The organism is Hymenobacter translucens (assembly GCF_020685205.1).
Taxonomy (GTDB): Bacteria; Bacteroidota; Bacteroidia; order Cytophagales; family Hymenobacteraceae; genus Hymenobacter; species Hymenobacter translucens.
In genome coordinates this window covers 122,828-145,429 of sequence record NZ_JAJERB010000002.1, presented here as the reverse complement: position 1 = coordinate 145,429, position 22,602 = coordinate 122,828, and the positions used below count along the sequence as shown (strand labels likewise).

The following is a 22,602-nucleotide window of genomic DNA, read 5'->3' as shown; positions in this document are numbered from 1 at the left end:
GATATCCGCTACTCCTCAAAACGACCGGTACCCCTAATTCTTAATTGTTAATTCTTAATTACTAATTCAACCCAATGCCTTATACCGATTCCATCCAGCGGCCTGCTGAGCCGCTGCCGCCCGTCTACCACGAGCGGCGGCTGCGCATTGCCCAGGGCGTGCTGCTGCTGTTTCACGTCACCGGCTTTCTGGGGCTGGCTTTCTCCCAGGACCCCGACTTCTACCTCCAGTTCGTGCCCCTGAACCTGCTGCTCACGGCGGGCCTGCTGCTGGCGTTTCATCCCGAGCGGAGCATCGGGTTCTGGTGGTTCTGCCTGATGGTGATGCTGGTGGGCTTCTTTGTGGAGGTGGCCGGCATTCGCACCGGGGTGATCTTCGGCTCCTACACCTACGGCCCCACCCTGGGGCTGGCCGTGCTGGGCGTGCCCCTTTTGATTGGCCTGAACTGGCTGATGCTGACGTACATGACCGGGGTGCTGGCCCGCTACCTGCCGCTGCCGGGCTTTCTGCGGGCGGTAGTCGCCGCTGTACTCATGGTCGGCCTCGACGTGTGCCTGGAACCAGTGGCGGTGAAGTATGGCTTCTGGCAGTGGCAGTTCGATGTGATTCCGATGCAGAACTTCAAAGGCTGGTTCGCGGTGTCGCTTATCCTGCAGGTTTATTTCAACGGGATGACGTTCGAGAAGCGCAACCCCCTGGTTCCCTTCGTATACTTGCTGCAACTCCTGTTTTTCTTTGGCCTGGGCTGGCTGATCCACTAGCTCTGGTCTGTCGTCCGCGCTTCACCACCACTATGAACTCAAATTTTCGCAATACCCTGCTTGATGAAGCGCACACCCTGTTTGTGAACAACGGCATCAGTCAGTACTCTACCGAAGAGCTGATGGATGCCCTGGACATCTCCCCCTCTACTTTCCGGGAGCTGTTTCGGGACAAAGACGATCTGGTGTTGCAGGTTATGCACTACGATATTGAGCGACAGAAGCAGGACCATGCCAAACTGTTTGCCCGGGTAAGCCATCCGGTAGAGCGTCTGCTGGGACTGCTGGAAAACGCCATTCAGAACATCCGCAGTATGTCGCCAGGTTACCTGCCTGACCTGATCCATAACTATCCTGCAGCTTGGGAAGTAAGACAGCAGCATCTGCAGGAGTATTCTATGCCTCAGATTCAGGGACTGCTCAACGACGGCGTGATGCAAAAGATGCTTCGCGGCGACATCAACATCAACCTGGTCAGCAAAATCATTGTAGAGCTGGTAGGAATGGTCATCAACGAGAATACCTTCCCGCCGGCCCGCTACGATATGGCTGAGGTATTCCGCAGCGTGTACCTGTACTATTTCCGGGGCCTGTGCACCGACGAAGGCATGAAGTCCGCCGCCGCCTATTTTGCCCGGATGTAGTTTGGGTAAAAAGTTAGGTATTAGAACGCAGAGCTTGGACACTTCGGGGTGACTTTCGTAAAGCACAGGGTTTCCCCTGGGATACCCGCTTCGTCTTAAAAAGCAAACAGGCTCCGCAGGCTGGGTTTCCCCGGCCGCGGAGCCTGTTTGCGTATCAGCGCATAAAACCAGGTCTAGCGCTGAGCTCTAAAATCGTAGTTCTTAGTTCAGCGACACGCGTACTTTCTTGGTGTACTCGCGCAGGGCGTCCTTGAACTCGGCACCGTTGTCCTGCATGTGGTTCAGGATGAAGATGGCGGCAAACACGTGGGTGAGCTGCTCGCCTTCATCTTCGCCTTCTACTTCGAAAGCCGGGGTCTGCTCTTCGAGCAGCGCCTCTTCGGCGGCCACCAGGGCCGGCAGCGTCTGGGTTTCGACCAGGCGCTTGATAGCAGGGATTTTCATAGCCGAACGCTTAGTTGAGACGGTTGAGCAGGCTGGTTACGGCTTCCTCCTTGCTGGCCGACACGGTATCCACCAGCTCCCCGTTGCGGAATACGGCGAAGAACGGGAGGGTCGTGACGCTGGCCAGCTTGCGCGCCTCGGGGCTGGTTTCGGCGTTTACGTCCAGGAAAGCCACGTCCTGGTACTGCTCACTTTCGGAGAGGCGCTTGAACTTGGGAGAGAACAGGCGGCAGTTGCCACACCAGTCGGCGTAGTACTTTACCACCACTTTTTCATGATTGGCCAGCATCTGCTGAAAATCGGTGTCGTTTGCTTTCGTAACGGGCATCGGTAAAAAGGTAAGCGGACGTAAAACTCGGATTCCAGATAAGAATCATTCTTATCTGCAGCAAAGATAAAGCGTTTTACTGCCAGAAAGGTTTGCTGGTTGCAAGGAATAATAGCCAAGCCGGTACTCCCCGGGTCCGGACAGGCTACCGGGAGCCGCAACCCAAACCGCGCCCGGCACGGTATAGCACGCAGGGCGGCGGGCTGATTTTCCGTCCCTGTTGCTTTATGCGTGGGTCTGCTATCCTGCTGATTTTCTGGCTTCTGTTGCCGATGGCCTGCTCTGGCCCCGATGCCGGAGCCCAGGCCCGCGAGGCTGCCGCCCTTCCTACCAAGCCCGTTCGTATGCAGAACATCATCTTTTTTGGCAACAGCCTGACCGCCGGCTACGGGCTCCGTGCCAGTGAAGCCTTTCCTTCGCTTATTCAGGCCCGCATCGACTCCCTGAAGCTGCCCTACAAAACCTTTAACTACGGGCTGAGCGGGGAAACAACGGCCGGCGGGCGGCAGCGGGTAGCCTCCGTGCTGGCCCGGCAGCCGGTAGACGTATTCGTGCTGGAGCTGGGCGCCAACGACGGCCTGCGCGGCATTCCCGTGCGCGAAACCACCCAGAACCTGCAAGCCATCATCGATCAGGTTCGCCTTAAACACCCGAAGGCCCGTATTGTGCTGGTCGGGCTGGAGTTCCCGTTCGACCTGACCGCCCTGGGTGGGCACCAGTACGGGCGTTACGCCGCCGAGTTTAAAGCTCTGTTCCGCATCCTGGCCGAGAAAAATCACCTCGCCTTTGTGCCCTTCCTGCTCCAGGGCGTGCTGGGCCAGCGCCACCTCAACCTGCCCGACGGCGTCCACCCCAACGCCGCCGGCTACCGCTTCGTCGCCGACAACGTGTGGACGGTGCTGGAAAAGGAGTTAGGAGCCGGGAGTTAGCAGACAGGAGGATGCAGAAGGCAAGTTCCCCTCCTTTTTTCAAGGAGGGGTGCCCGCAGGGCGGGGTGGTTGACGTTGTTGAAACTCCGAAACCTTACCCTAGATAGCCAAAGTAAACGTCATCCTGAGCAAAGCGAAGGACCTTATCACGTCAGACCGAGTCGTTATTACGATTATCGTTCAAACCTGGCAAGGTCCTTCGCAAGCTCTGGATGACGTGCTGATAGATTGTTCTGGATAAACAACGACGTCAACCACCCCTCCTGGAAAGAAGTAGTGGGGCCGCCTCCTAGCTCCTCAGCGCATACAGCTTCTCGTAGTACTCCGTGGCCATGCGGCCGGATTCAAACTCGGGCTCTACTTCGCGCATAGCGGTTTTGGCTACTTTGAGGAAGTCGGCGGGACGGTCGTAGTAGAGGGGAATGATTTCATTTTCCAGCACGTCGAGCACCCCGGCGGCTTCGGTGTTGTCCTTGCGGCTTTCCTCTTCGTGGATGTTGGCCAGCGGAATCAGGAAGCCGTTTTCGCCGTGGCGCACGAACTCGGGAATCCAGCCGTCGGCAATGCTCAGGTTCACGCTGGCGTTCATGGCGGCCGTCATCCCGCTGGTGCCGGAGGCTTCGCGGGGAAAGCGGGGCGTGTTCAGCCAGATGTCGGAGCCCTTCTTGAGCGCGGCCGACAAGGCCAGCTCGTAGCCCGTCAGCACGGCGCAGGTTTTGAGGTGCTTGGTGCGCTGGATGATTTCGTTAAACAAGCCCACGGCGCCGTAGTCGAGCGGGTAGGGCTTGCCGGCCCAGATAACCTGCACGGGGCGGTCGGTGCGGCTGACCAAGGCCTGAAACCGCTCGAAGTGGCGCAGAATCAGGTCGGCGCGCTTGTAGCCGGCAAAGCGCCGGGCCCACACGATGGTCAGCGCGTCGGGGTCGAGCAGGGTGCCGGTCTGGTCAGCCACGAGGTCGAACAGCTGCTTTTTCAACTCCCGCTTCCGGGCCTTCAGCGCCGCGTCGTCGTCGGCTGCCAGGGCTGTGTGCAGGGGCTTGTCGCGCCAGTACGTGCCGTTCTGGGAGTTGGTAATCGGGATGATGGGGCAGATGCCCTCGTTGGCGCCCCACATGTCGTTCGACACCTCCCCGTGCACCTTCGACACGGCATTGGCCAGGCGGGAAAAGCGCAGGGCGGTGAGGGTGTAGTTGAGCATCTCGTTCTCCACCCGGGCCACGCGCCGCACTTCGTCGGCGGGCACATGGCCGAAGAAGGTCATGTCTTCAAGCAGCTTCATGGTGTGTTCCTCGTTGCCAGCCAGCTCGGGCGTGTGGGTCGTGAACACGAGGCGCTTTTGCACTTCCTCGAGGCTGCGGCCGTGCTTGTCGTAGAGGTAGAAGGCCAGGGGCAGGCCGTGGCCCTCGTTGAGGTGGTACACATCTACCGGGACGCCGAGCAGGTCGAGCAGCTTGCCCCCGCCCGCACCCAGCACGATGGACTGGGCTACCCGGGCCGCCTCGTTCGGATCGTAGAGGTGGTGGCTGATGGTGCGTGACACGTAGTCGTTTTCGGGAATGTCCGTCGTCAGGAAAAACATCGGCGCCGTGCCGAACGTGTCGGGGGCCAGGTACATGGCCTTTACCTGCACCTCGGCGCCGTGAATGGTGACGGGGAAGATAAAGCCGGTATCCTGCAGAAAGGAGTAGGACTTATGGCGGTAGTCGACGCGCAGGGTCTGGTCTTCATTGCGGCCCTGGTCGTAGTAGCCGTAGGTCCAGAGCATGCCGATGCCGATGAGGTTCTGCTTGAGCTCGAAGGCGCTGCGCATGTGGGAGCCGGCCAGGAAGCCCAGCCCGCCGGAGTAGGTTTTCAGGGCCTGGTCCAGGGCAAACTCCATCGAGAAGTACGCCGCCTGGGTTTTGAACGCGGGATTGGGTTGGTATGAGGTAAACGTGAACGCCATGAAGAAAGGAAGTGAGTGCGAACAGAATGATAAAGAGCAAGTACAGAAGGGAAATGCTGCGCAAGCCCGGGCCCGGGGCCACTTCGGCTGCTCCGCTGAACGGATGCGTCGGCCGAGGCGGCGCTAAGTAACGCATTGTCCTTTGATCGGCCGATAAGTTGCGTCATTAATTTCTGTTTGTAAAAATGATTATCCTGGTTAATCTATTGATTTTAAGTTAAATGAATGGGTGTGTGGCCGGGTGGGGTTGTGTGGCGTTTTTGGGCGAGCTACATTGCTGTCCCACTCATACCTGGTTTTACTTCATCTATGAAATTGACCTGCTTTCTGCCCCTGCTCGCCGGGGCTGCGCTGCTCCTCAGCCCGGTTGCTCAGGCGGCCGCCTCCCTGCCGAACCCGGCTGCTGAAGCTGCCGCTGCCGCCCCCGCCATCACCCGCGTCGACCCCACGTTCTGGTGGGTGGGCATGAAGAATCCCCGCCTTCAGCTGCTCGTGCACGGCCCCAACATCGGCGCCAGCACGGCCAGCCTTACTTACCCGGGCGTGACGCTGAACGGCACCCGCAAGCTGGAAAGCCCCAACTACCTGCTGCTCGACCTCACCATCAGTCCCGCGGCCAAGCCCGGCAAGCTGAGCCTGGAGTTTCAGGGGGCTAAAAAGACTAAGTTCAGCTACGAGCTGCGCGCCCGCAGCACCGAGCCCGGCCGCGTGCAGGGCCTCAGCTCGGCCGACTTCGTGTACCTGCTCATGCCCGACCGGTTCGCGAACGGCAACCCCAAAAATGACGTGGTGAAGGGCATGAAAGCCCCCGGCGTAGCCCGCGACTCAATGTACGCCCGGCACGGCGGCGACCTGAAGGGCATCGAAAACAACTTCAGCTACCTCAAGGAGCTGGGTGTAACGGCTATCTGGCCCACGCCGGTAGTCGAAAACGACGAGCCCAGGGCCAGCTACCATGGCTACGCCCTCACCGACTTCTACGCGGTAGACCCCCGCTACGGCTCCAACGAGGACTATGTGCGCTTTGTCCGCAACGCCCACCAGCAGGGCCTGAAGGTGGTGCACGACGTGGTGCTCAACCACATGGGTACCTCGGGCTACCTCGTGCAGGACCCGCCCGCCAAGGACTGGTTTAACCAGTGGCCCACGTTTACGCGCAGCAACTTTCGCGACGCCGCCTTCAACGACCCCTACGTGTCGCAGTACGACCGGAAGCAGTTCGGGCAGGGCTGGTTTGACCGGCACATGGCGGATATGAACCAGGCCAACCCCGATATGGCCAACTACATCATCCAGAACTTTATCTGGTGGGTGGAATACACCGGCCTCGATGCCTACCGGGTGGATACCTATACCTACTCGGACCGCAAGTTCCTGATGGACTGGGGCAAAGCCGTACTCGACGAGTACCCCCAGCTGGGCATGTTTGCCGAGACCTGGGTGCAGGGCACGGCGCAGCAGGCCTACTTTGCCCGCAACATCTTCCCCGAGGTCGACGGCTTTAAGTCCAACATGCCCGGCGTGCTCGACTTTCAGAGCCAGTACGCTATCAACGAAGCCCTCACCCGGGACGCCGGCTGGACCGAGGGCATCAGCAAGCTCTACTACACCCTGCAAACCGATTGGATGTATGAAAACCCCATGCGCAACGTGGTATTCCTTGACAACCACGACGTAAGCCGGTTCTACTCCGTCATCGGGGAGGACTTTCAGAAGTATAAAATGGGCCTGGCCTGGCTGCTGACTACCCGGGGCATTCCGCAGCTGTACTACGGCACCGAGGTGCTGATGAAAAACTACTCCAACCCCGACGGCAAGGTGCGCGAGGACTTTCCCGGCGGCTTCCCCGGCGACAAAACCAACTACTTCAGCGCTGCCGGCCGCACCGGGCAGGCCGGGGAGGCGTTCCGCTACGTGAGCACCCTGGCCAACTACCGCCGCACCCACCCGGCCCTGCACGCGGGCAAGCTGATGCAGTTCATCCCGAACGAGGGCGTGTACACCTACTTCCGGTACTCCGACGCGGGCACGGTGATGGTGATGATGAACTCCAACAAGGACGAGAAGACGGTGGATATGGCGCGCTTTGCCGAGCGGCTCAACGGCTTCAGCTCGGGCACCGAAATCACCACGGGCACGGCGGTTACGAACCTGCAGTCGGTGAAGATTCCGGGCCGCACGGCCTGGGTAGTGGAGCTGAAAAAGTAGCGCGGGGTTCTGCGAGGTGAAAATAGGTTTCGCGAAGTCGAGCGGCAATCATGCTTCCTCCTGACTTCTGGCCTTTTCCCAAACCCTTGACTTCATTGTTCAGTTATTACACCTGGGCCAGCCTGATCTGCTTCACCATTTGTCCGCGGCTGAGCGGCCTGCCTTGCGTAACTTCTTTTCACCTCGCGAAACCTTGCGCTCATGACCGACCTCACCGATAAAGTTGCCATCGTAACCGGCGCCTCCCGGGGCATTGGCCGGGCCATTGCGCTGCTGCTGGCCATGCAGGGCGCCAAGGTGGTGTGCGTGGCCCGCTCCGCCGACGAGCTGCAGGAAGTAGCGCTCAAAACCGACGGTCTGGCGTTGCCCGCCGACGTTACCAACGAAGAGGAAGTGCAGCACGTGGTCAGTGAAACCCTGCGTCACTTCGGCCGTCTCGATATTCTGGTGTGCAATGCCGGCGTAGGCTCCTTCGACGTGCTCGAGCACTTCAACGTGGCCGAGTGGGACCAGATCTTCGACGTGAACGTGAAAGGCACCTTCCTGCTGTGCAAGGCCGTGGTGCCCCACTTCAAGAAGCAGCGCTACGGCCACGTGGTGGGCATTGCCTCCGACGTGAGCAAGCGCACCTTCGAGAGCGGCTCGGTGTACGGGGCCAGCAAGTACGCCCAGGATGCCCTGCTGAGCGCCCTGCGCAAGGAGGTCCGGTCGTACGGCATCAAGGTCAGCGTCATTTACCCCGGGCTGGTCGATACCTACTTCAACGAAGCCCAGCCGGGCGGCGCCGAAGCCCAGAAAACCCACCTCCGCCCGGCCGACGTGGCCCAGGTGGTGCGCTACGTGCTCGAAGCCCCGCCCCTGGTCGTCATCGACGAGCTCATGATTCACCCCATCACCCAGGAATACTAAAACAGGGCAGGAGGAAAGTGCTGCTGTGGCGGTTCGCCCGCCTGAAGCGTGCCTTGCCGAGCATCAAACTCCAATTTCCCTGCCTCGCAACTTCACCTTTTCCTATCTTACGGGCTGCTATGAAGAAAATTCTACTGCCTGTTGCCCTGGTCACCTTGTCCCTGGCTGCTTTCAAAGTCTCGTCTCCCGCCTTGTCCCACCCCGTGGATCATCCTTCTTCTCTCGCGGACCCCAACACCACCACCGAAGTACCGCAGGACAACAAGCTGGTTATCTACCAGGTGTTTACCCGGCTGTTCGGCAATAAGGTGGCGATGAACAAGGCCTACGGCACGCCTGCGGAGAATGGGGTGGGTAAGTTCAACGACCTCAACGACACGGCCCTTAAAGCCATCAAGGCCATGGGCATCACCCACGTGTGGTACACCGGGGTGCTGGAGCACGCCACCATGACCGACTATTCCAAGCTGGGCATCCCGGCTGACGATGCCGACGTGGTGAAGGGCCGGGCCGGCTCGCCCTACGCCGTGAAGGACTACTACGACGTGGCCCCTGACCTGGCGGTGAACGTGAAAAACCGCGCTGAGGAGTTTCAGGCGCTCGTGCGCCGCACCCATACCAACGGCATGAAGGTCATCATCGACTTCATCCCCAACCACGTGGCCCGCACCTATAAGTCGGACGCCAAGCCGGCGGAGGTGGTGGACCTGGGCGCCAAAGACGACAAAACCAAGGCGTTTGCGCCCAACAACAACTTCTACTACCTGCCCGGCAAGGCGTTTGTGAAGCCGTCCGGTTACAATCCGCTCGGTCCCGGCAAAGCGCCGCTGGAGGACGGCAAGTTCGCGGAGAATCCCGCCAAGGCCACCGGCAACGACGTGTTCTCGGAAGCGCCCAAAATGGACGACTGGTTTGAGACTATCAAGCTCAACTACGGCGTCGACTACCTCAACCAGCGCCGCACCTACTTCGAGCCCGTGCCCGACACCTGGCGCAAGATGCGCGACATCCTGGTGTACTGGGCCAAAAAGGACGTGGACGGGTTCCGCTGCGACATGGCCGAGATGGTGCCGGTGGAATTCTGGGCCTACGTGATTCCGGAGGTGAAAAAGGTAAAGCCCGACATCGTCTTCATCGCCGAAATCTACAATCCCAAAGAGTACAGGAACTACATCACCAAAGGGAAGTTTGACTTTCTCTACGACAAGGTAGGCCTCTACGACGGCCTGCGCCGCCTGATGCGGGGCGAGGGCAGCACCGACGACATCACCCGGGTGTGGCGGGAGGAAAGCGCGGGCTTTGGCTCCAACATGCTGCGCTTCCTGGAAAACCACGACGAGCAGCGCATTGCCTCCAAGGACTTTGCCGGCGACCCGCTCACGGCCGTTCCGGCCATGACGGTGGCGGCCACGCTGGGCTCCGGTCCGGTGATGCTGTACTATGGGCAGCATGTGGGCGAGCCGGGGGCCGGGGCCGAGGGCTTCAGCGGCAATGACGGCCGCACTACCATCTTCGACTACTGGGGTGTGCCCGAGCACCAGAAGTGGATGAACGGGGGCAGGTTCGACGGCGGGCGCCTGAGTGCCCCTCAAAAGCAGCTGCACAGCTTCTACTCCCGCCTGCTTACCCTGGCCAGCACCAGCGAAGCTATCCGCAGGGGCCGCTTCTACGAGCTGCAGGATGCCAACAACCTCGACAAGCGGTACGAGCAAAAGTTTATTTACAGCTACCTGCGCTACACCGACAAGCAGAAGCTGCTCATCGTGGTGAACTTCAGCAAGGACCGCACGATGACTCCGGCCATCCAGATTCCGTCCGACGTGATGACCAAAATCGGCCTGAACCCAACCCAATTCTACGCCTTCACCGACATTCTCAACAACACGCCTACTGTCAGCAATCTGGCCCTGACGCTCCCGCCCATGAGTGCGTTTGTGTTTGAAATCAAGTCCAAATAAGGCTGTCCGCTCTTCCTCCTTCCCTCCACTAACCTCCCTCACCCGATGGCAACCACTGTAGCCGCCGCTGTGGACAACCGCATCAAGCCCCGCCTGAGTTTCTGGCAGATCTGGAACATGAGCTTTGGCTTCCTGGGCATTCAGTTCGGCTTTGCGTTGCAGAACGCCAACGTCAGCCGGATTTTTGAAACCCTCGGGGGCACTGAAATAGCCTTGTACTGGCTGGCTGCTCCGCTTACCGGCATGCTGGTGCAGCCCATCATCGGCTATATCTCGGACCGGACGTGGAGCCCGCGCTGGGGGCGTCGGCGCCCGTTTTTTCTGATCGGTGCCGTCCTGGCCTCGTTTGCGCTGCTGGTGATGCCCAACGTAACGGCCCTGTGGATGGCCGTGGGCATGCTGTGGATTATGGACTCCAGCATTAATATCTCAATGGAGCCGTTCCGCGCGCTGGTGGGCGACCTGCTGCCTTCGTCGCAGCGGACTACGGGCTTTGCCGCGCAGACCTTTTTTATCGGCGTAGGTGCCGTGGTGGCATCATCACTGCCCTGGATGTTCACCAACTGGTTTGACGTGCCGAATACCGCGCCGGCTGGCCAGATTCCGCTATCGGTGAAGTACGCCTTCTACATCGGCGGCATCGTGTTCTTCCTGGCCGTGCTCTGGACGGTAATTCGCACCAAGGAGTACCCGCCCGAAAACCTGCAGGAATTCGAAGAGGAGAAGCGCCGGACCGCCGGGTTCCTGAATGGCATCCGCGAATCCTTCGCAGGTATTTTCCACATGCCAAAAACGATGGCCCAGCTGGCCGTGGTGCAGTTCTTTTCCTGGCTGGCTTTGTTTGCCATGTGGATCTACACTACTCCGGCTGTCACGAGCCATATCTACCACACCAGCGACGCAACGTCAAAGGTGTATAACGAGGGAGCCGACTGGGTAGGCGTTTGCTTTGCCGTGTACAACGGCGTATCAGCCATTGCCGCGCTGCTGCTGCCCGTCATTGCCCGGGCTACGAGTCGCCGGGTCACCCACCTGATCTGCCTTACGGCCGGGGGGCTGGGCCTGATTTCCATCTACTTTATCCAGGACCCGAAAATGCTCCTGGTTTCCATGATTGGCGTCGGCATTGCCTGGGCCAGCATCCTGAGCGTGCCCTACGCCATGCTGGCCGGGGCGCTGCCAGCCAACAAGATGGGCTACTACATGGGCGTATTCAACTTCTTTATCGTGATTCCGCAGGTGGTAGCCGGCCTGATTCTGGGCTTCTTCACCAAGAATGTCTTTCACGGAGAGTCGGTGTACACGCTCGTGCTGGGTGGGGTATCCATGATTATCTCCGGTCTGCTGACGCTGCGCGTGCATGATGCCGACGAAATCCGACTGCCGGCCGAAGACAAGGTGCTGCGCTCCCCGGCGTACGACGCGCCGGTCGAGCGGGACCCGCGGGTTTAACGTCCGGCAAGCACGAAAAAGCCTCTTCCGCCCGGGAGAGGCTTTTTTATGCGCGGTTTAGCCCAGCTGCAGCCATTCCAGGGCCAGGTGCTCCTCCATAAAGATGCGGACGTGGGCCCCGGGCCGGGCGGTTTCGGGCAGGGTGGCTTCCAGCGCGCGGCTTCGCTCACTGATCAGCTCGAAGTGGTAGGGAGCCACCAGGTAAGCCAGCCGCCGCGACGCGGCCGGCAGCTCCCGGCTCAGCTGCTCCCGGAACTCCCGCAGCACCCAGCCAAAGTCTTCCGCCGACGCCAGACCGCGGCTGCGCAGGTCCACCAGCCAATGCCCGGCCCCGTGCGCCTGTGCCAAGGCCAGGGCCGTCCGGTAGCCGCTGCGGTGCTCCTCCGAGGTTGCGGGCCGCGTCCAGCGCAAAAACAGCACGTGCAGGTCGGGACGGTAGGAGAGGGTGGCGGGCAGCAGGGCAGAAGGCAGCATGAAGGGCAAAGCTTCCGGTTAAGGAAAAGTCAGCAGGCAGATGGGAAGACTCACAAACAAACCAGGCCGTTAGCTGCTAATAGGTGAACCTACGGGTTTGTACGGAGGCCGGATCGTCAAAATCCGTTTTTGTACGGGTAACGGGGGGCGGCCTTCCCGCCGTAAGTACCAGTAGCGGCGCATGGAAGGGCCGTCTCTATCAGTTAACCGCCAGCCCATGCTTTTGGTCTATCTTTTCTTTGCCTTATTCTTCGGCATCTGCCTGTTTCTGCTGGCTCAGCTCTGGTGGCGGGGCCGGCAGCCTCTCCCGCCCTTCCCCACGCACTGGCCCAAAGTGAGCATTCTGGTGCCGGCCCGCAATGAGGCCCACCACATTGAGCGGTGCCTGCAGGCCCTGAGCCAGCTTTCCTACCCCGCCGACAAGCTCGAAATCCTGATTGGCGACGACGCCTCGACCGACGACACCGCCGCCCGGGCCGAGGCCTTTATTGCCGGGCGGCCCCAGTTTCGGCTGGTGTCGGTGCGCCGCGAAATTGGCTCAGCCCGGGGCAAGAGCAACGTCATTGCCCATCTGTGCCGCGAAGCCACAACCGACTATTTCCTGCTGACCGACGCTGATATGGCCCTGCCGCCCGACTGGGTGCAGCACATGCTGGCCGCCGCCCCGGAAGGAGTAGGCGTGGTAACCGGCGCTACTACTGCCGTGGGCAACCTGTTTGGCCGCCTGCAGGGCCTCGACTGGCTGTTCGGCCTCAGCGTCATTCGCCTGCTCACCGACCTGGGCCTGCCCGTCACGGCCGTTGGCAACAACATGCTGATGACCCGGGCGGCATATAAGTCCATCGGGGGCTATGAGGCGCTGGCGTTTCAGATTACCGAGGACCTGCAGATCTTCGAGTGCATCGTGCGGCAGGGCTGGGGTTTCCGCAACCTGTTTCACCGCCACGTGCTGGGCCTTTCCACGGCTCAGCCCACCCTGCGCCACCTGCTCATGCAGCGGAAGCGCTGGATGCGGGGAACGGCCCGCCTTCCGGTTCACTTATCGGGTCTTTTCGCCCTCTACGGGTTCTTTTACATGGTAATCTTTCTGCCCGGCCTGCTGCCGCCCGCTACGGTGGCGCTGCTCTTCGGAATCAAGGTGGCGCTACAGGTCGGATTTCTGGCCGGTAGCCTGCGGCAGGTGGGGCGGCGCGAGAGCCTGGGCGTGCTGCTGCTGTACGAGTTCTACCTGGCCGGCATGTCCCTGCTGATTATCGGCTACACCCTATGGCCGGGACAGATTCAGTGGAAGGAGCGACGTTACCGCTGGGCCGAAGGCTAAGCAAGGCTGCTTCGTGCCGGGCTGCGGGTCGTATCTTGCGGGCTGATTGTCCCCTCATGAAACGCGTTTTACTGGCTTTGATTTTCAGCCTTGGCCTGGTCGGCCCTGCAGCGACCCAGATCAAGCCCCTTGCTTCCCTGATTTGGGAAGACGGTCGGCTCTTTCGGGTACAGGCCGGCCGCAGGCTGCCCGCTACCCAGCCCATTCAGCTTGGCAATGGCACCCGCATATCCGCTTTGGGTTTGGTAACCCTGCCCGATGGGCGGCAGCAGCGCATGCAAAACGGCGACGGGCTCGACCTGAGCACCGGGCGCTGGTTTCGGATTCCGGGCGCGTCCCCGGCCACGCTGGTGCAGCGAACCGCTGCCCGCCCCGACGGGGCTCCTTCCGGCCCGGCCCGGCAGCAGCTCCGCCGCCACCACGACCACCAGGCTGAGCGGGTGGAGCGGCAGCAGTCCCGGCTTAAGCCCCGCCGCAACGCCGAGGCGGAGGATGAGGAAGACGACGATTAGATGGGTGGAATTTAGTAGTTGTATTTCTGTGTAATTCAATTGGTTGACTCCTGAGGCGCGGGTTTGTCTTTCAAAAGGCTTCGGAAAAAACTTACAGGTTTTTGAAAAATAATCTTGCGCATTAATTTCCATCAACTAGTTTGCAGCTGCAAGGTCAACCAGCACCCCGAATGACACGCCTCGTCGCCGCTCTGTGCAATTGCAATAACCGCAACTCGAATAATAATTTATTCCGGGACAGGGAGGCCATTGATTTGACAAAGAGACCTAAGGGTTGATTTAGTTTTTAAGCCTTCCGTTTTTCGGAAGGCTTTTTTTTTGTCTCCGCCTCAAAAAAGGGCAATTCCTCTAGTTGAAAAATGCGTGGCATTTTCTCAGCCTGGCTGCGCTTTGCCCAAACATTTCTGCTACCGCAAATCAGACATACCGCCTTCATTTTTTCAACCAACCTCATTACGCCCGGATGGAAACTGCCTTCCTTACCTCCCCGACCCGCACCGCCTCGGCGCTGCTCAAAACCGAAGAGGCCATTGGCTTCGTGAAAGAAACGTTTGCCCGGGAGCTGTGCGCCCGACTGAGCCTCACCCGGGTGTCGTCGCCCATTGCCGTGCTCGACGGGACCGGCATCAACGACGACCTGAACGGCGTGGAGCGCCCGGTGGCCTTTCCCATCAAAGCCCTGGCCGAGCAGAAGGCCGTGGTGGTGCACTCCCTGGCCAAGTGGAAGCGCCTGCGCCTGGCTGAGCTGGGTATCGAAGCCGGCCGCGGCATCCTGACCGACATGCGTGCCCTGCGCCCCGACGAAGACTACAGCCCCATCCACTCCATTTACGTGGACCAGTGGGACTGGGAAAAGCACATTACGGCCGGTCAGCGCACCATTCCGTTTCTGAAGGAAATGGTCGGCAAGATCTACGAGGCCCTGAAAACGACCGAGCAGCTGGTGGGCGAGGAGTTCGGAGTGGAGCCCGTGCTACCGGAAGTCATTACGTTCATCTCCGCCGAGAAGCTGCTGCAGCGCTACCCCGGCCTCACCGTTAAGGAGCGCGAAACGGAAGCCGCCCGGGAGTACGGGGCCATCTTTATCATGGGCATTGGCGGGACGCTGAGCCACGGCGAAATCCACGACGGCCGCGCCCCCGACTACGACGACTGGAGTACCCCGAACGAAGACGGCTTCTTTGGCCTGAACGGCGACATCGTACTCTGGAACCCGGTGCTGCAGTCGGCCTTTGAGGTGTCGTCGATGGGAATCCGGGTGGATAAGCTGGCCTTGCTGAAGCAGCTGGCCGTCCGCGGCTGCCCCGACCGGGAAGCCCTGCCCTTTCACCAGCTGCTCCTCACCGACCAGCTCACCCAAAGCATCGGGGGCGGCATTGGCCAGTCGCGGGTGTGCATGTTCATGCTGCGCAAAGCCCACATCGGTGAAGTTCAGGTCAGCATCTGGTCCGAAGCCATCCGCAAAGAGCTGGCCGCCGACGGCATCGGGCTGCTGTAGTTTTAGGTCTTCGGGACTTAGGGCTTAGGTCTTAGTGCAGACGTCCAAGAGTCAAAATAAAAGAGCCCGCAACCGAAGTTGCGGGCTCTTTTTCTGTAACGTGAAGTCAGCAGGGCAGTAGCAACCTAAGACCTACTTCATACTCTTCTCCCGGATGGCTTTAAACTCGGAGCCTGGTTTCCACTGCGGGAAGGTGGTTTCATTGGCCAGGAGCTTGCCGACCCAGAACAGCAGGCGCGCGTCCTGCTCCATGCCGCGCAGGTCCCAACGGGAATCAAATTCGTCGGAGGGCTGGTGGTAGCTCTTGGCTTCGTAAGCCTGGCGGCGCTGCTCGATATATTCTTTGCCCCGGGTCCAGCTCTCAGCCCGGCCGCTGGCGTAGAGGGCTGGCACGCCCACCTTGGCAAAGCTGAAATGGTCGGAGCGGTAGAAGCTGCCTTTCTCGGGATGCTGGTCCGGCAGCACGTAGCGGCCCTGCTCACCCGCCGCGTCGCGGGCGTACGCATCGAGCTCCGACTGGCCGTACCCGATAACCGTCACGTCCCGCATGGGCCCATTGGCGCCCAGTGCGTCCATGTTCAGGTTGGCAACGGTTTTGGTGAGCGGGAATAGCGGGTGCTCGGCGTAGTACTTGGAGCCCAGCAGGCCCTGCTCCTCGCCCGTCACGGCCAGGAACAGAATCGAGCGGCCTGCCGGCTCGGGCAGCTGGGTGAAGGCCTTGGCAATGGCCAGCAGGGCCGCGCAGCCGCTGGCATTGTCAATGGCGCCGTTGTAGATCGAGTCACCCTCGATTACGGTACCGGTGCCGAGGTGGTCCCAGTGGGCGGTGTAGACGATGTACTCATCGGCCCGCTTGCTGCCGGGCAGCACGGCTGCCACGTTGCGGGAGGCCGTGCGCTTGATCTTGTTCTCAATGGCGGTGCTGACGCTCAGACCCAGCGGGCTGGGCTTGAAGCCCGGCTTGTTGGCGGCGGCGTACAGCGCGTCGTAGCTCTGGCCGGCCGCCGTGAGCAGGCGCTTGGTGGCGTCGAGCGTGATCCAGCCTTCCACGGCGCACTTGCGGGCGCCTTTGTCCGGGGTCTGCCCGTAGAGCTTGGCTCCCGACCAGCTGCTTTGCACCACTGACCAGGGGTAGGCGGCCGGCTTGGTGTCGTGCACAATCAAAACCCCGGCGGCGCCATGCCGGGCAGCTTCCTCGTACTTGTAATCCCACCGGCCATAGTAGGTCATGGCCTTGCCTTTGAAGAAGGTTGTGTCGGTGCCAGCATTGCCGGGGTCGTTAACCAGCACAACTACCGTCTTGCCCTTCACATCGAGGCCGGCGTAGTCGTCCCAGCCATACTCGGGGGCTACCACGCCGTAACCGGCAAAAACCAGCGGGGAGTTTTTCAACGCTACCCGTTCCTGTTCCCGCTCGGTAAAGGCCATATAGTCGGCCTTGTACTTCAGCGTCAGGTTCTGGCCCTGCCCGGGGCCGGTGATGGCCATCGTCGCATCCGGGGAGCCAATGATTTCGACGAGGGGCACACCCTGAAAGTAGGTGCCGTTGGGGCCGGGCTTGAGGCCAAGCTTGCGGAACTCGGTAGCCAGGTAGTTGGTGGCCAGCTCCTCCCCCTTGGTAAAGGGGCGCCGGCCCTGAAACTCGTCGGAAGCCAGAGCCTTGATGTGCTGCCCGATCAGCTCCGGGGTGATGCCGTCTTTGGGCGAGGCCAGCATGGCCGTGTCGCGGGCCGGCGCCTCGGTTGGAGCCGCCACCGGCGTCTTGGTGGTTGTGGTAGTCTGCTTGTCCGACTGGCTTTGGCAGCCGGCCAGCAGCCCCGCGGCCAGGACCGGCAGCAGGAAGGACGAAGGAAAGAGGTGCATGGGGTTGGGATAGGTAGAACGACTGGCCCGCGCAGACTAGGCTGTGGCCGGTCAAATGTGACGAAAATTCCGGAAGCACGACGGTTCCGAAAGAGTTGTGCCTATGGGGTATATTCGTGCCTTATCCTTTCTCACTGCTTGTCTCCCACCCATACCTTCCCGTCTATGTTTCCAGCTTTACCTGTACTGCGGACCCGTTGGGGTCTGCTTCTGCTCCTATTGGCGCTGCTGACCCGCCCGGCGGCGGCGCAAATCGGCACCATCCCCAAGCGTGAGTTCCGCGCCGTGTGGGTGGCCCACGTGTTTAACCTGAACTGGCCCAGCAATAAAACCCGGACGCCGGCCCAGCAGCGGGCCGAGTTTATCTCCCTGCTCGACCGGCACCAGCAGAACGGCATCAACGCCGTTATCGTCCAGATCCGGGCCTCGGCCGATGCCATCTACCCCAGCACCATCGAGCCCTGGAGCGAGTGGCTGACCGGCACCCAGGGCGTAGGGCCCAGCCCGGCGTACGACCCGCTGGCGTTTATGATCCGGGAAACCCACCGCCGCGGCATGGAATTCCACGCCTGGCTGAACCCCTACCGGGCCGTAACGACGGCCAGTGCCAGCATTGCCGCCAACCACGTTACCCGCCTCCATCCCGACTGGATTGTGCCCTTCGGCGACCTGCGGGTGCTGAACCCAGGCCTGCCCGCCGTGCGCCAGTACCTGACGCGGGTGGTGATGGACGTGGTGCGCCGCTACGATGTGGACGCCATTCACTTCGACGACTACTTCTACCCGGCTCCGGTGTCCGGCGTGGTGTTCAACGACGATGCCGCCTTCAGCCAGGACCCCCGGGGCATTGCCACCAAGGCCGACTGGCGTCGTGACAACATCGACCTGTTCGTGCGCACCATTTCCGACAGCATCCGGGCGGCCAAGCCCCGGGTAAAGTTCGGCATCTCGCCTCCCGGGGTGTGGCGCAACGGCACCAGCGTAGGCGGCACCGCCACCACGGCCTTTGCCAGCTACTCCGACATCTTTGCCGACTCGCGCAAGTGGCTGCAACAGGGCTGGGTCGACTACCTCGCGCCCCAGGTGTACTTCAGCATCGGGCAGACGGCGGCCAACTACTCGCTGATTGTGCCGTGGTGGAGCCAGCAGGTGACGGCCGCCAACCCCCGCCACGTTTACATCGGGCTGGCTTCCTACAAGGTCAGCGCCACGGCCTCGGATGTAAACTTCCGCTCGGGCAGCCAGATTCCGTCCCAGATTCGTCTGCTCCGCCAGCAGCCCAATGTGCAGGGCGCCATCTACTACAGCTCCACGCCCACGCTGGCCAACCCGCTGGGCCTAATCGACTCGCTGCGGCAGAACTTCTACCGCGCCCCCAGCCTGGTGCCAACCATGCCCTGGAAAGATAACGTAGCCCCCACCGCGCCGCAGGGCGGGCTTTACTACGACACGGGCATCAATACCCTGACCATCGAATGGCAGCCCGGCCCCCCCGCTACCGACGGGGAAAAGGCCCGCTTCTACGCGGTGTACAAGCTGCCGAATGGCACTGGTCCCATTACCGCCGCCGATCTGAGCAACCCCGCCAACATCGTCGCCGTCACCGACACCACCTACTACCGCGCCGTGGTGCCGCCTGGTCCCTGGCGCTATACCGTCACGGCCCTGGACCGGGTATACAACGAAAGCGACCCGGCCCAGCTGGTGCTGCTACTGCCCACCCGCCCGGCCGCTCCTGCGGCCCTGCTGGAGCCGGCTCGCCCCAACCCGTTTTCTCAGTCGACGCGCATTGCCTTTACCCTGCCCCGGGCCGGGCGGGCAGCTTTACAGGTGTATGATCTGACGGGCCGCCTCGTAGCCACCCTGCGGGAAGGCCCGCAGGCAGCCGGGCGCCAGGAAGTAGAGTGGGAGGCCAACAGCCAGCCGGCCGGCGTTTACATTCTGATGCTCCGAACCGAAGCCGGCAGCTGGCAGCAGAAGGTTTTGCTGACGCGCTAGCTCCCGGGACCGGCTGAAATCGAACTACTAGGCCGGTCCGATAGTTGAGGCAGCAGAAATGCGTCCTTCGCCCGGTAAGGGGTGTCCTTTGCACGCCCTTACCGGGTATTTCTTCCATTCTGTTTTCGTTTATGATTCAAAAATCCCTTTTGCTGCTCGGCCTCGGCGCCGCCCTGGTGGTAAGCCCGGCTGCAGCGCAGCAAAAAAAGACTACCTCTGCCGCCAAGCCCACCGCGAAAGCAGCTGGCCCGGCTACGGCAGCCGGTACCCGTCTCGTTGAGAAAGTAACCCGCAAGCCCGGGGAGCTGGTAATTCCCTACGAAAAGTACGTGCTAAGCAACGGTCTGACCCTGCTGGTCCACGAAGACCACTCCGACCCCATCGTGCACGTCGACGTAACGTACCACGTAGGCTCGGCCCGGGAGCAGGTCGGCAAGTCGGGCTTTGCCCACTTCTTCGAGCACATGATGTTCCAGGGCTCCGACCACGTAGCCGACGAGCAGCACTTCAAGATGGTCAGCTCGTCGGGTGGCACGCTCAACGGCTCGACCAACCGCGACCGGACCAACTACTTCGAGACCCTGCCCAGCAACCAGCTGGAAACCGCGCTCTGGCTTGAAGCCGACCGCATGGGCTTCCTGCTCGATGCCGTGACGCAGAAAAAGTTTGAGGTGCAACGCTCTACCGTAAAGAACGAGCGGGGCCAGAACTACGACAACCGCCCCTACGGCCTGGCCGGCGAGTACATCAGCAAGACGCTGTATCCCTACGGGCATCCCTACTCCTGGATGACCATCGGCTACCTCGAAGACCTGGACCGCTCGAATGTAGAGGACCTGAAAAACTTTTTCCTGCGCTGGTATGGCCCCAACAACGCTACCCTGACCATCGGGGGCGACGTGAAGCCGGCCGACGCGGTGAAGCTGGCCGAGAAGTACTTCGGCTCCATCAACCGGGGGCCGGCCGTGCAGAACATGAAGCTGCCCGCGCCCAAGCTCACCCAGGACCGCTACGTCAGCTACTCCGACAACGTGCGCTTTCCGCAGCTGCAGATGGTATTCCCGACGGTACCAGCCAACCACCCCGACGAGGTGGCCCTGGACGCGCTGGCGGAAATCATCGGGCAGGGTAAAAACTCGCTGTTCTACAAAAACCTGATTAAATCGCAGAAGGCGGTGGTGGCTTCGGCCTCGAACCGCACCAGCGAGCTGAGCGGAGAGTTCTACATCTCGGCCCAGAGCTTTCCCGGCAAGGGCCTCGACAGCCTGGAGCTGCGGGTCCGCAAGACCCTGGCCGAGTTTGAGCGCACCGGCGTGACGGATGCGGCGCTGCAGCGCTTCAAGGCCGGCGCCGAAGCCGACCTGATCAACAGCCTGGGCAGCGTGAGCGGCAAGGTGTCGCAGCTGGCCGCCAACCAGACCTATACCGGCAACCCCAACCGCCTGCCCATCGACCTGCAGCGCCTGCGCTCCGTGACGAAGGCCGACGTGGTACGCGTGTACAACACCTACCTCAAAGACAAAAAAGCGGTAATTCTGAGCGTGGTACCGAAAGCCGCTCCGACCCTGGCGGCCCGTGCCGACAACTTCACCATCAGCAAAGCCGGCTACCAGGCTCCGGCCGACGAGTACAAGGGCCTCACCTACGTGAAGCCGACCGATACCTTTGACCGGAGCCAGCCGCCTAAAGCGGGCGCGGCTCCGCTGGTGCAGGTGCCCGCCCTGTGGGAAACCGGTCTCGCCAACGGCCTGCGCGTAATGGGCACCCGCAACACCGAGGTACCTACCACCACCCTGCTGCTGACGATTCACAATGGTCACCGTCTGGAAGCGCAGAACCGCAACAAGGCGGGCATTGCAGCCTTTACCGCGGCCATGCTCAACGAAGGCTCGCAAAAGTATACGAGCGAAGAAATGTCGGCGGCCCTCGACCTGCTGGGCAGCACCATTCAGGTAACGGGTGGTGCTGAAAACACCACGGTGTACGTGCAGAGCCTGACCAAGAACCTGCCCAAGACCATTGCCCTGCTGGAAGAGCGGCTGATGCGGCCGCGCTTTGACCCGGCTGACTTTGCCCGCCTTAAAAAGCAGACGCTGGAGGCCATTGCCAACCAGAGCACCCAGCCGGTATCCATTGCCGACCGCACCTACGCCCGTCAGCTGTATGGCCCGCTCGATATTATGGGTACGCCCGTAAGCGGCCTGACCAGCACCGTCGCCAGCTTCACCCTCGACGACGTGAAGCAGTACTACGACCGCACCTACGGCGCCAACATTGCCCACCTGGTGGTGGTGAGCGACGCGGAGCAGAAGACCATTGTGCCTCAGCTGGCTTTCCTGAGCAAGTGGGGCCGCAAGGAAATCAGCTTCCCTGCCGGTGCCGACGTAGCCAAGCCCGACAAAACCCGCATCTACTTCGTGAACAAGGAAGGCGCGGCCCAGTCGGAAATCCGCATTGGCTACCTGGCCCTGCCCTACGATGCGACCGGCGAATTCTACCGCGCCTACCTGGCCAACTACCTGCTGGGTGGGGACTTCAACAGCCGCATCAACCTGAACCTGCGCGAGGACAAGGGCTACACCTACGGTGCCCGGTCGGGCTTCCAGGGCACGCGCTACATCGGACCCTACACGGCTTCGGCCGGGGTGCGGGCTGATGCTACGGCCGCTTCGGTAAAGGAGTTCATGACGGAAATCAGGAACTACCGCAACGGCATCAAGGACGAGGAGCTGGAGTTTCTGAAGGCTTCAGTAGGTCAGAGCGAGGCGCGGCAGTATGAGACCGGCCAGCAGAAGGCGAACTTCATTGCCCGCCTGCTGGAGTACGACCTGAACAAGGACTACGTGCAAAAGCAAAGCGCCCTGCTGCGCGCCCTCACCAAAGAGGAAGTGCAGGCCACGGCCCAGAAGTACCTGCCCGCCGACAACATGACCATCGTGGTCGTCGGCGACCGGGCCAAGTCCTTCCCGGGCCTCTCGGAGCTGGGCTACGAAGTGGTGGAGCTGGATGTGGACGGCAACCCCGTAACGCCCACTGCTCCCGCGGCCAGCACCGCCCCGGCTACATCGGCTGCTCCCGCTTCCGCCGCCGACGTTAAGAAAGCCAAGCGCAAGACCAAAGGCGAGAAAGGCGAGAAGCGCAAAGAGAAGATCAAGAAGGACTAGCTGGAATCAGCTTTTAGCTGATGGCTGTGAGCTTATGGCTCTTTTACACGAAAGCCCGGTTCCGTTTGGAGCCGGGCTTTTTTGGCGGGACGGATTTTAGCCGGTTGATCCGGATAACCGGCTGTTTGCTACTGTTTATACTTTGTAAGTCAATCTGCTGGGTCATGCCAAAAACCAAAAACAAGAAACCAGCA

General features: G+C 61.1%; 17 protein-coding genes. 12 read left to right on the top strand and 5 right to left on the bottom strand.

Going from position 1 to position 22,602, the window contains the following annotated elements:
- Positions 1 to 74 precede the first annotated feature (74 nt).
- Together LJY25_RS04345 and LJY25_RS04340 are read left to right on the top strand one after the other, a co-directional pair.
- Positions 75 to 761, top strand: a complete 687-nt coding sequence (locus LJY25_RS04345; RefSeq protein ID WP_227607015.1) for a carotenoid biosynthesis protein — start codon at positions 75 to 77, stop codon at positions 759 to 761.
- 32 nt (positions 762 to 793) lie between these two features.
- The gene (locus LJY25_RS04340) at positions 794 to 1,405 is read left to right on the top strand and encodes a TetR/AcrR family transcriptional regulator (protein WP_227607014.1); all 612 of its coding nucleotides are present in this window, start codon (positions 794 to 796) and stop codon (positions 1,403 to 1,405) included.
- A gap of 201 nt (positions 1,406 to 1,606) precedes the next feature.
- On the opposite strand, the gene LJY25_RS04335 is transcribed toward LJY25_RS04340, so the two are convergent.
- Positions 1,607 to 1,849: a DUF6952 family protein gene (locus LJY25_RS04335; protein WP_227607013.1), complete on the bottom strand. Its 243-nt coding sequence runs from the start codon at positions 1,847 to 1,849 to the stop codon at positions 1,607 to 1,609.
- A gap of 10 nt (positions 1,850 to 1,859) precedes the next feature.
- Complete coding sequence (locus tag LJY25_RS04330) at positions 1,860 to 2,177, bottom strand: thioredoxin family protein (protein ID WP_227607012.1); 318 nt, start codon at positions 2,175 to 2,177, stop codon at positions 1,860 to 1,862.
- A 227-nt stretch (positions 2,178 to 2,404) separates the two neighbouring features.
- Between LJY25_RS04330 and LJY25_RS04325 the strand changes: the two genes are divergently transcribed.
- Complete coding sequence (locus tag LJY25_RS04325; protein ID WP_227607011.1) at positions 2,405 to 3,106, top strand: arylesterase; 702 nt, start codon at positions 2,405 to 2,407, stop codon at positions 3,104 to 3,106.
- Between the two features lie 289 nt (positions 3,107 to 3,395).
- Here LJY25_RS04325 and glgP read toward each other — a convergent pair whose 3' ends face one another.
- Positions 3,396 to 5,051: an alpha-glucan family phosphorylase gene (gene glgP / locus LJY25_RS04320; protein ID WP_227607010.1), complete on the bottom strand. Its 1,656-nt coding sequence runs from the start codon at positions 5,049 to 5,051 to the stop codon at positions 3,396 to 3,398.
- Between the two features lie 309 nt (positions 5,052 to 5,360).
- Between glgP and LJY25_RS04315 the strand changes: the two genes are divergently transcribed.
- The 4 genes from LJY25_RS04315 (at position 5,361) to LJY25_RS04300 (ending at position 11,578) form a co-directional block, all read left to right on the top strand.
- The gene (locus tag LJY25_RS04315; protein ID WP_227607009.1) at positions 5,361 to 7,259 is read left to right on the top strand and encodes a glycoside hydrolase family 13 protein; all 1,899 of its coding nucleotides are present in this window, start codon (positions 5,361 to 5,363) and stop codon (positions 7,257 to 7,259) included.
- Between the two features lie 201 nt (positions 7,260 to 7,460).
- Positions 7,461 to 8,168: an SDR family oxidoreductase gene (locus LJY25_RS04310; protein WP_227607008.1), complete on the top strand. Its 708-nt coding sequence runs from the start codon at positions 7,461 to 7,463 to the stop codon at positions 8,166 to 8,168.
- 119 nt (positions 8,169 to 8,287) lie between these two features.
- The gene (locus LJY25_RS04305; protein ID WP_227607007.1) at positions 8,288 to 10,126 is read left to right on the top strand and encodes an alpha-amylase family glycosyl hydrolase; all 1,839 of its coding nucleotides are present in this window, start codon (positions 8,288 to 8,290) and stop codon (positions 10,124 to 10,126) included.
- A 45-nt stretch (positions 10,127 to 10,171) separates the two neighbouring features.
- The gene (locus LJY25_RS04300; RefSeq protein ID WP_227607006.1) at positions 10,172 to 11,578 is read left to right on the top strand and encodes an MFS transporter; all 1,407 of its coding nucleotides are present in this window, start codon (positions 10,172 to 10,174) and stop codon (positions 11,576 to 11,578) included.
- Between the two features lie 57 nt (positions 11,579 to 11,635).
- Here LJY25_RS04300 and LJY25_RS04295 read toward each other — a convergent pair whose 3' ends face one another.
- Complete coding sequence (locus tag LJY25_RS04295; RefSeq protein ID WP_227607005.1) at positions 11,636 to 12,052, bottom strand: hypothetical protein; 417 nt, start codon at positions 12,050 to 12,052, stop codon at positions 11,636 to 11,638.
- 217 nt (positions 12,053 to 12,269) lie between these two features.
- Here LJY25_RS04295 and LJY25_RS04290 point away from each other — a divergent pair, with 217 nt between their 5' ends.
- The 3 genes from LJY25_RS04290 to asnA all read left to right on the top strand — a co-directional run bounded on the left by LJY25_RS04290 (position 12,270) and on the right by asnA (position 15,383).
- A complete protein-coding gene (locus tag LJY25_RS04290; RefSeq protein ID WP_227607004.1) occupies positions 12,270 to 13,373 on the top strand; it encodes a glycosyltransferase in 1,104 nt (367 codons plus the stop codon).
- 56 nt (positions 13,374 to 13,429) lie between these two features.
- Entirely contained in the window at positions 13,430 to 13,885 is a 456-nt protein-coding gene (locus tag LJY25_RS04285) for a DUF6799 domain-containing protein (protein ID WP_227607003.1), read from the top strand.
- Positions 13,886 to 14,348: 463 nt separating this feature from the next.
- Positions 14,349 to 15,383 carry an aspartate--ammonia ligase gene (gene asnA / locus LJY25_RS04280; protein ID WP_227607002.1) on the top strand — a complete coding sequence of 345 codons (1,035 nt, stop codon included), beginning with the start codon at positions 14,349 to 14,351 and terminating at the stop codon, positions 15,381 to 15,383.
- A 132-nt stretch (positions 15,384 to 15,515) separates the two neighbouring features.
- Here the strand turns inward: asnA and LJY25_RS04275 are convergent, their stop codons facing one another.
- Positions 15,516 to 17,246 carry a M28 family metallopeptidase gene (locus tag LJY25_RS04275; RefSeq protein WP_227607001.1) on the bottom strand — a complete coding sequence of 577 codons (1,731 nt, stop codon included), beginning with the start codon at positions 17,244 to 17,246 and terminating at the stop codon, positions 15,516 to 15,518.
- 165 nt (positions 17,247 to 17,411) lie between these two features.
- On the opposite strand from LJY25_RS04275, the gene LJY25_RS04270 reads away from it, so the two are divergent.
- Together LJY25_RS04270 and LJY25_RS04265 are read left to right on the top strand one after the other, a co-directional pair.
- Complete coding sequence (locus LJY25_RS04270) at positions 17,412 to 19,244, top strand: family 10 glycosylhydrolase (protein ID WP_227607000.1); 1,833 nt, start codon at positions 17,412 to 17,414, stop codon at positions 19,242 to 19,244.
- A 131-nt stretch (positions 19,245 to 19,375) separates the two neighbouring features.
- Positions 19,376 to 22,408: a M16 family metallopeptidase gene (locus LJY25_RS04265; protein WP_227606999.1), complete on the top strand. Its 3,033-nt coding sequence runs from the start codon at positions 19,376 to 19,378 to the stop codon at positions 22,406 to 22,408.
- Positions 22,409 to 22,602 lie beyond the last annotated feature (194 nt).

Bases quoted from the DNA above. Each gene is read 5' to 3' on its own strand.
- LJY25_RS04345 (WP_227607015.1), top strand. From the start codon at position 75: ATGCCTTATACCGATTCCATCCAGCGGCCTGCTGAGCCGCTGCCGCCC.
- LJY25_RS04340 (WP_227607014.1), top strand. From the start codon at position 794: ATGAACTCAAATTTTCGCAATACCCTGCTTGATGAAGCGCACACCCTG.
- LJY25_RS04335 (WP_227607013.1), bottom strand. From the start codon at position 1,849: ATGAAAATCCCTGCTATCAAGCGCCTGGTCGAAACCCAGACGCTGCCG.
- LJY25_RS04330 (WP_227607012.1), bottom strand. From the start codon at position 2,177: ATGCCCGTTACGAAAGCAAACGACACCGATTTTCAGCAGATGCTGGCC.
- LJY25_RS04325 (WP_227607011.1), top strand. From the start codon at position 2,405: ATGCGTGGGTCTGCTATCCTGCTGATTTTCTGGCTTCTGTTGCCGATG.
- glgP (WP_227607010.1), bottom strand. From the start codon at position 5,051: ATGGCGTTCACGTTTACCTCATACCAACCCAATCCCGCGTTCAAAACC.
- LJY25_RS04315 (WP_227607009.1), top strand. From the start codon at position 5,361: ATGAAATTGACCTGCTTTCTGCCCCTGCTCGCCGGGGCTGCGCTGCTC.
- LJY25_RS04310 (WP_227607008.1), top strand. From the start codon at position 7,461: ATGACCGACCTCACCGATAAAGTTGCCATCGTAACCGGCGCCTCCCGG.
- LJY25_RS04305 (WP_227607007.1), top strand. From the start codon at position 8,288: ATGAAGAAAATTCTACTGCCTGTTGCCCTGGTCACCTTGTCCCTGGCT.
- LJY25_RS04300 (WP_227607006.1), top strand. From the start codon at position 10,172: ATGGCAACCACTGTAGCCGCCGCTGTGGACAACCGCATCAAGCCCCGC.
- LJY25_RS04295 (WP_227607005.1), bottom strand. From the start codon at position 12,052: ATGCTGCCTTCTGCCCTGCTGCCCGCCACCCTCTCCTACCGTCCCGAC.
- LJY25_RS04290 (WP_227607004.1), top strand. From the start codon at position 12,270: ATGCTTTTGGTCTATCTTTTCTTTGCCTTATTCTTCGGCATCTGCCTG.
- LJY25_RS04285 (WP_227607003.1), top strand. From the start codon at position 13,430: ATGAAACGCGTTTTACTGGCTTTGATTTTCAGCCTTGGCCTGGTCGGC.
- asnA (WP_227607002.1), top strand. From the start codon at position 14,349: ATGGAAACTGCCTTCCTTACCTCCCCGACCCGCACCGCCTCGGCGCTG.
- LJY25_RS04275 (WP_227607001.1), bottom strand. From the start codon at position 17,246: ATGCACCTCTTTCCTTCGTCCTTCCTGCTGCCGGTCCTGGCCGCGGGG.
- LJY25_RS04270 (WP_227607000.1), top strand. From the start codon at position 17,412: ATGTTTCCAGCTTTACCTGTACTGCGGACCCGTTGGGGTCTGCTTCTG.
- LJY25_RS04265 (WP_227606999.1), top strand. From the start codon at position 19,376: ATGATTCAAAAATCCCTTTTGCTGCTCGGCCTCGGCGCCGCCCTGGTG.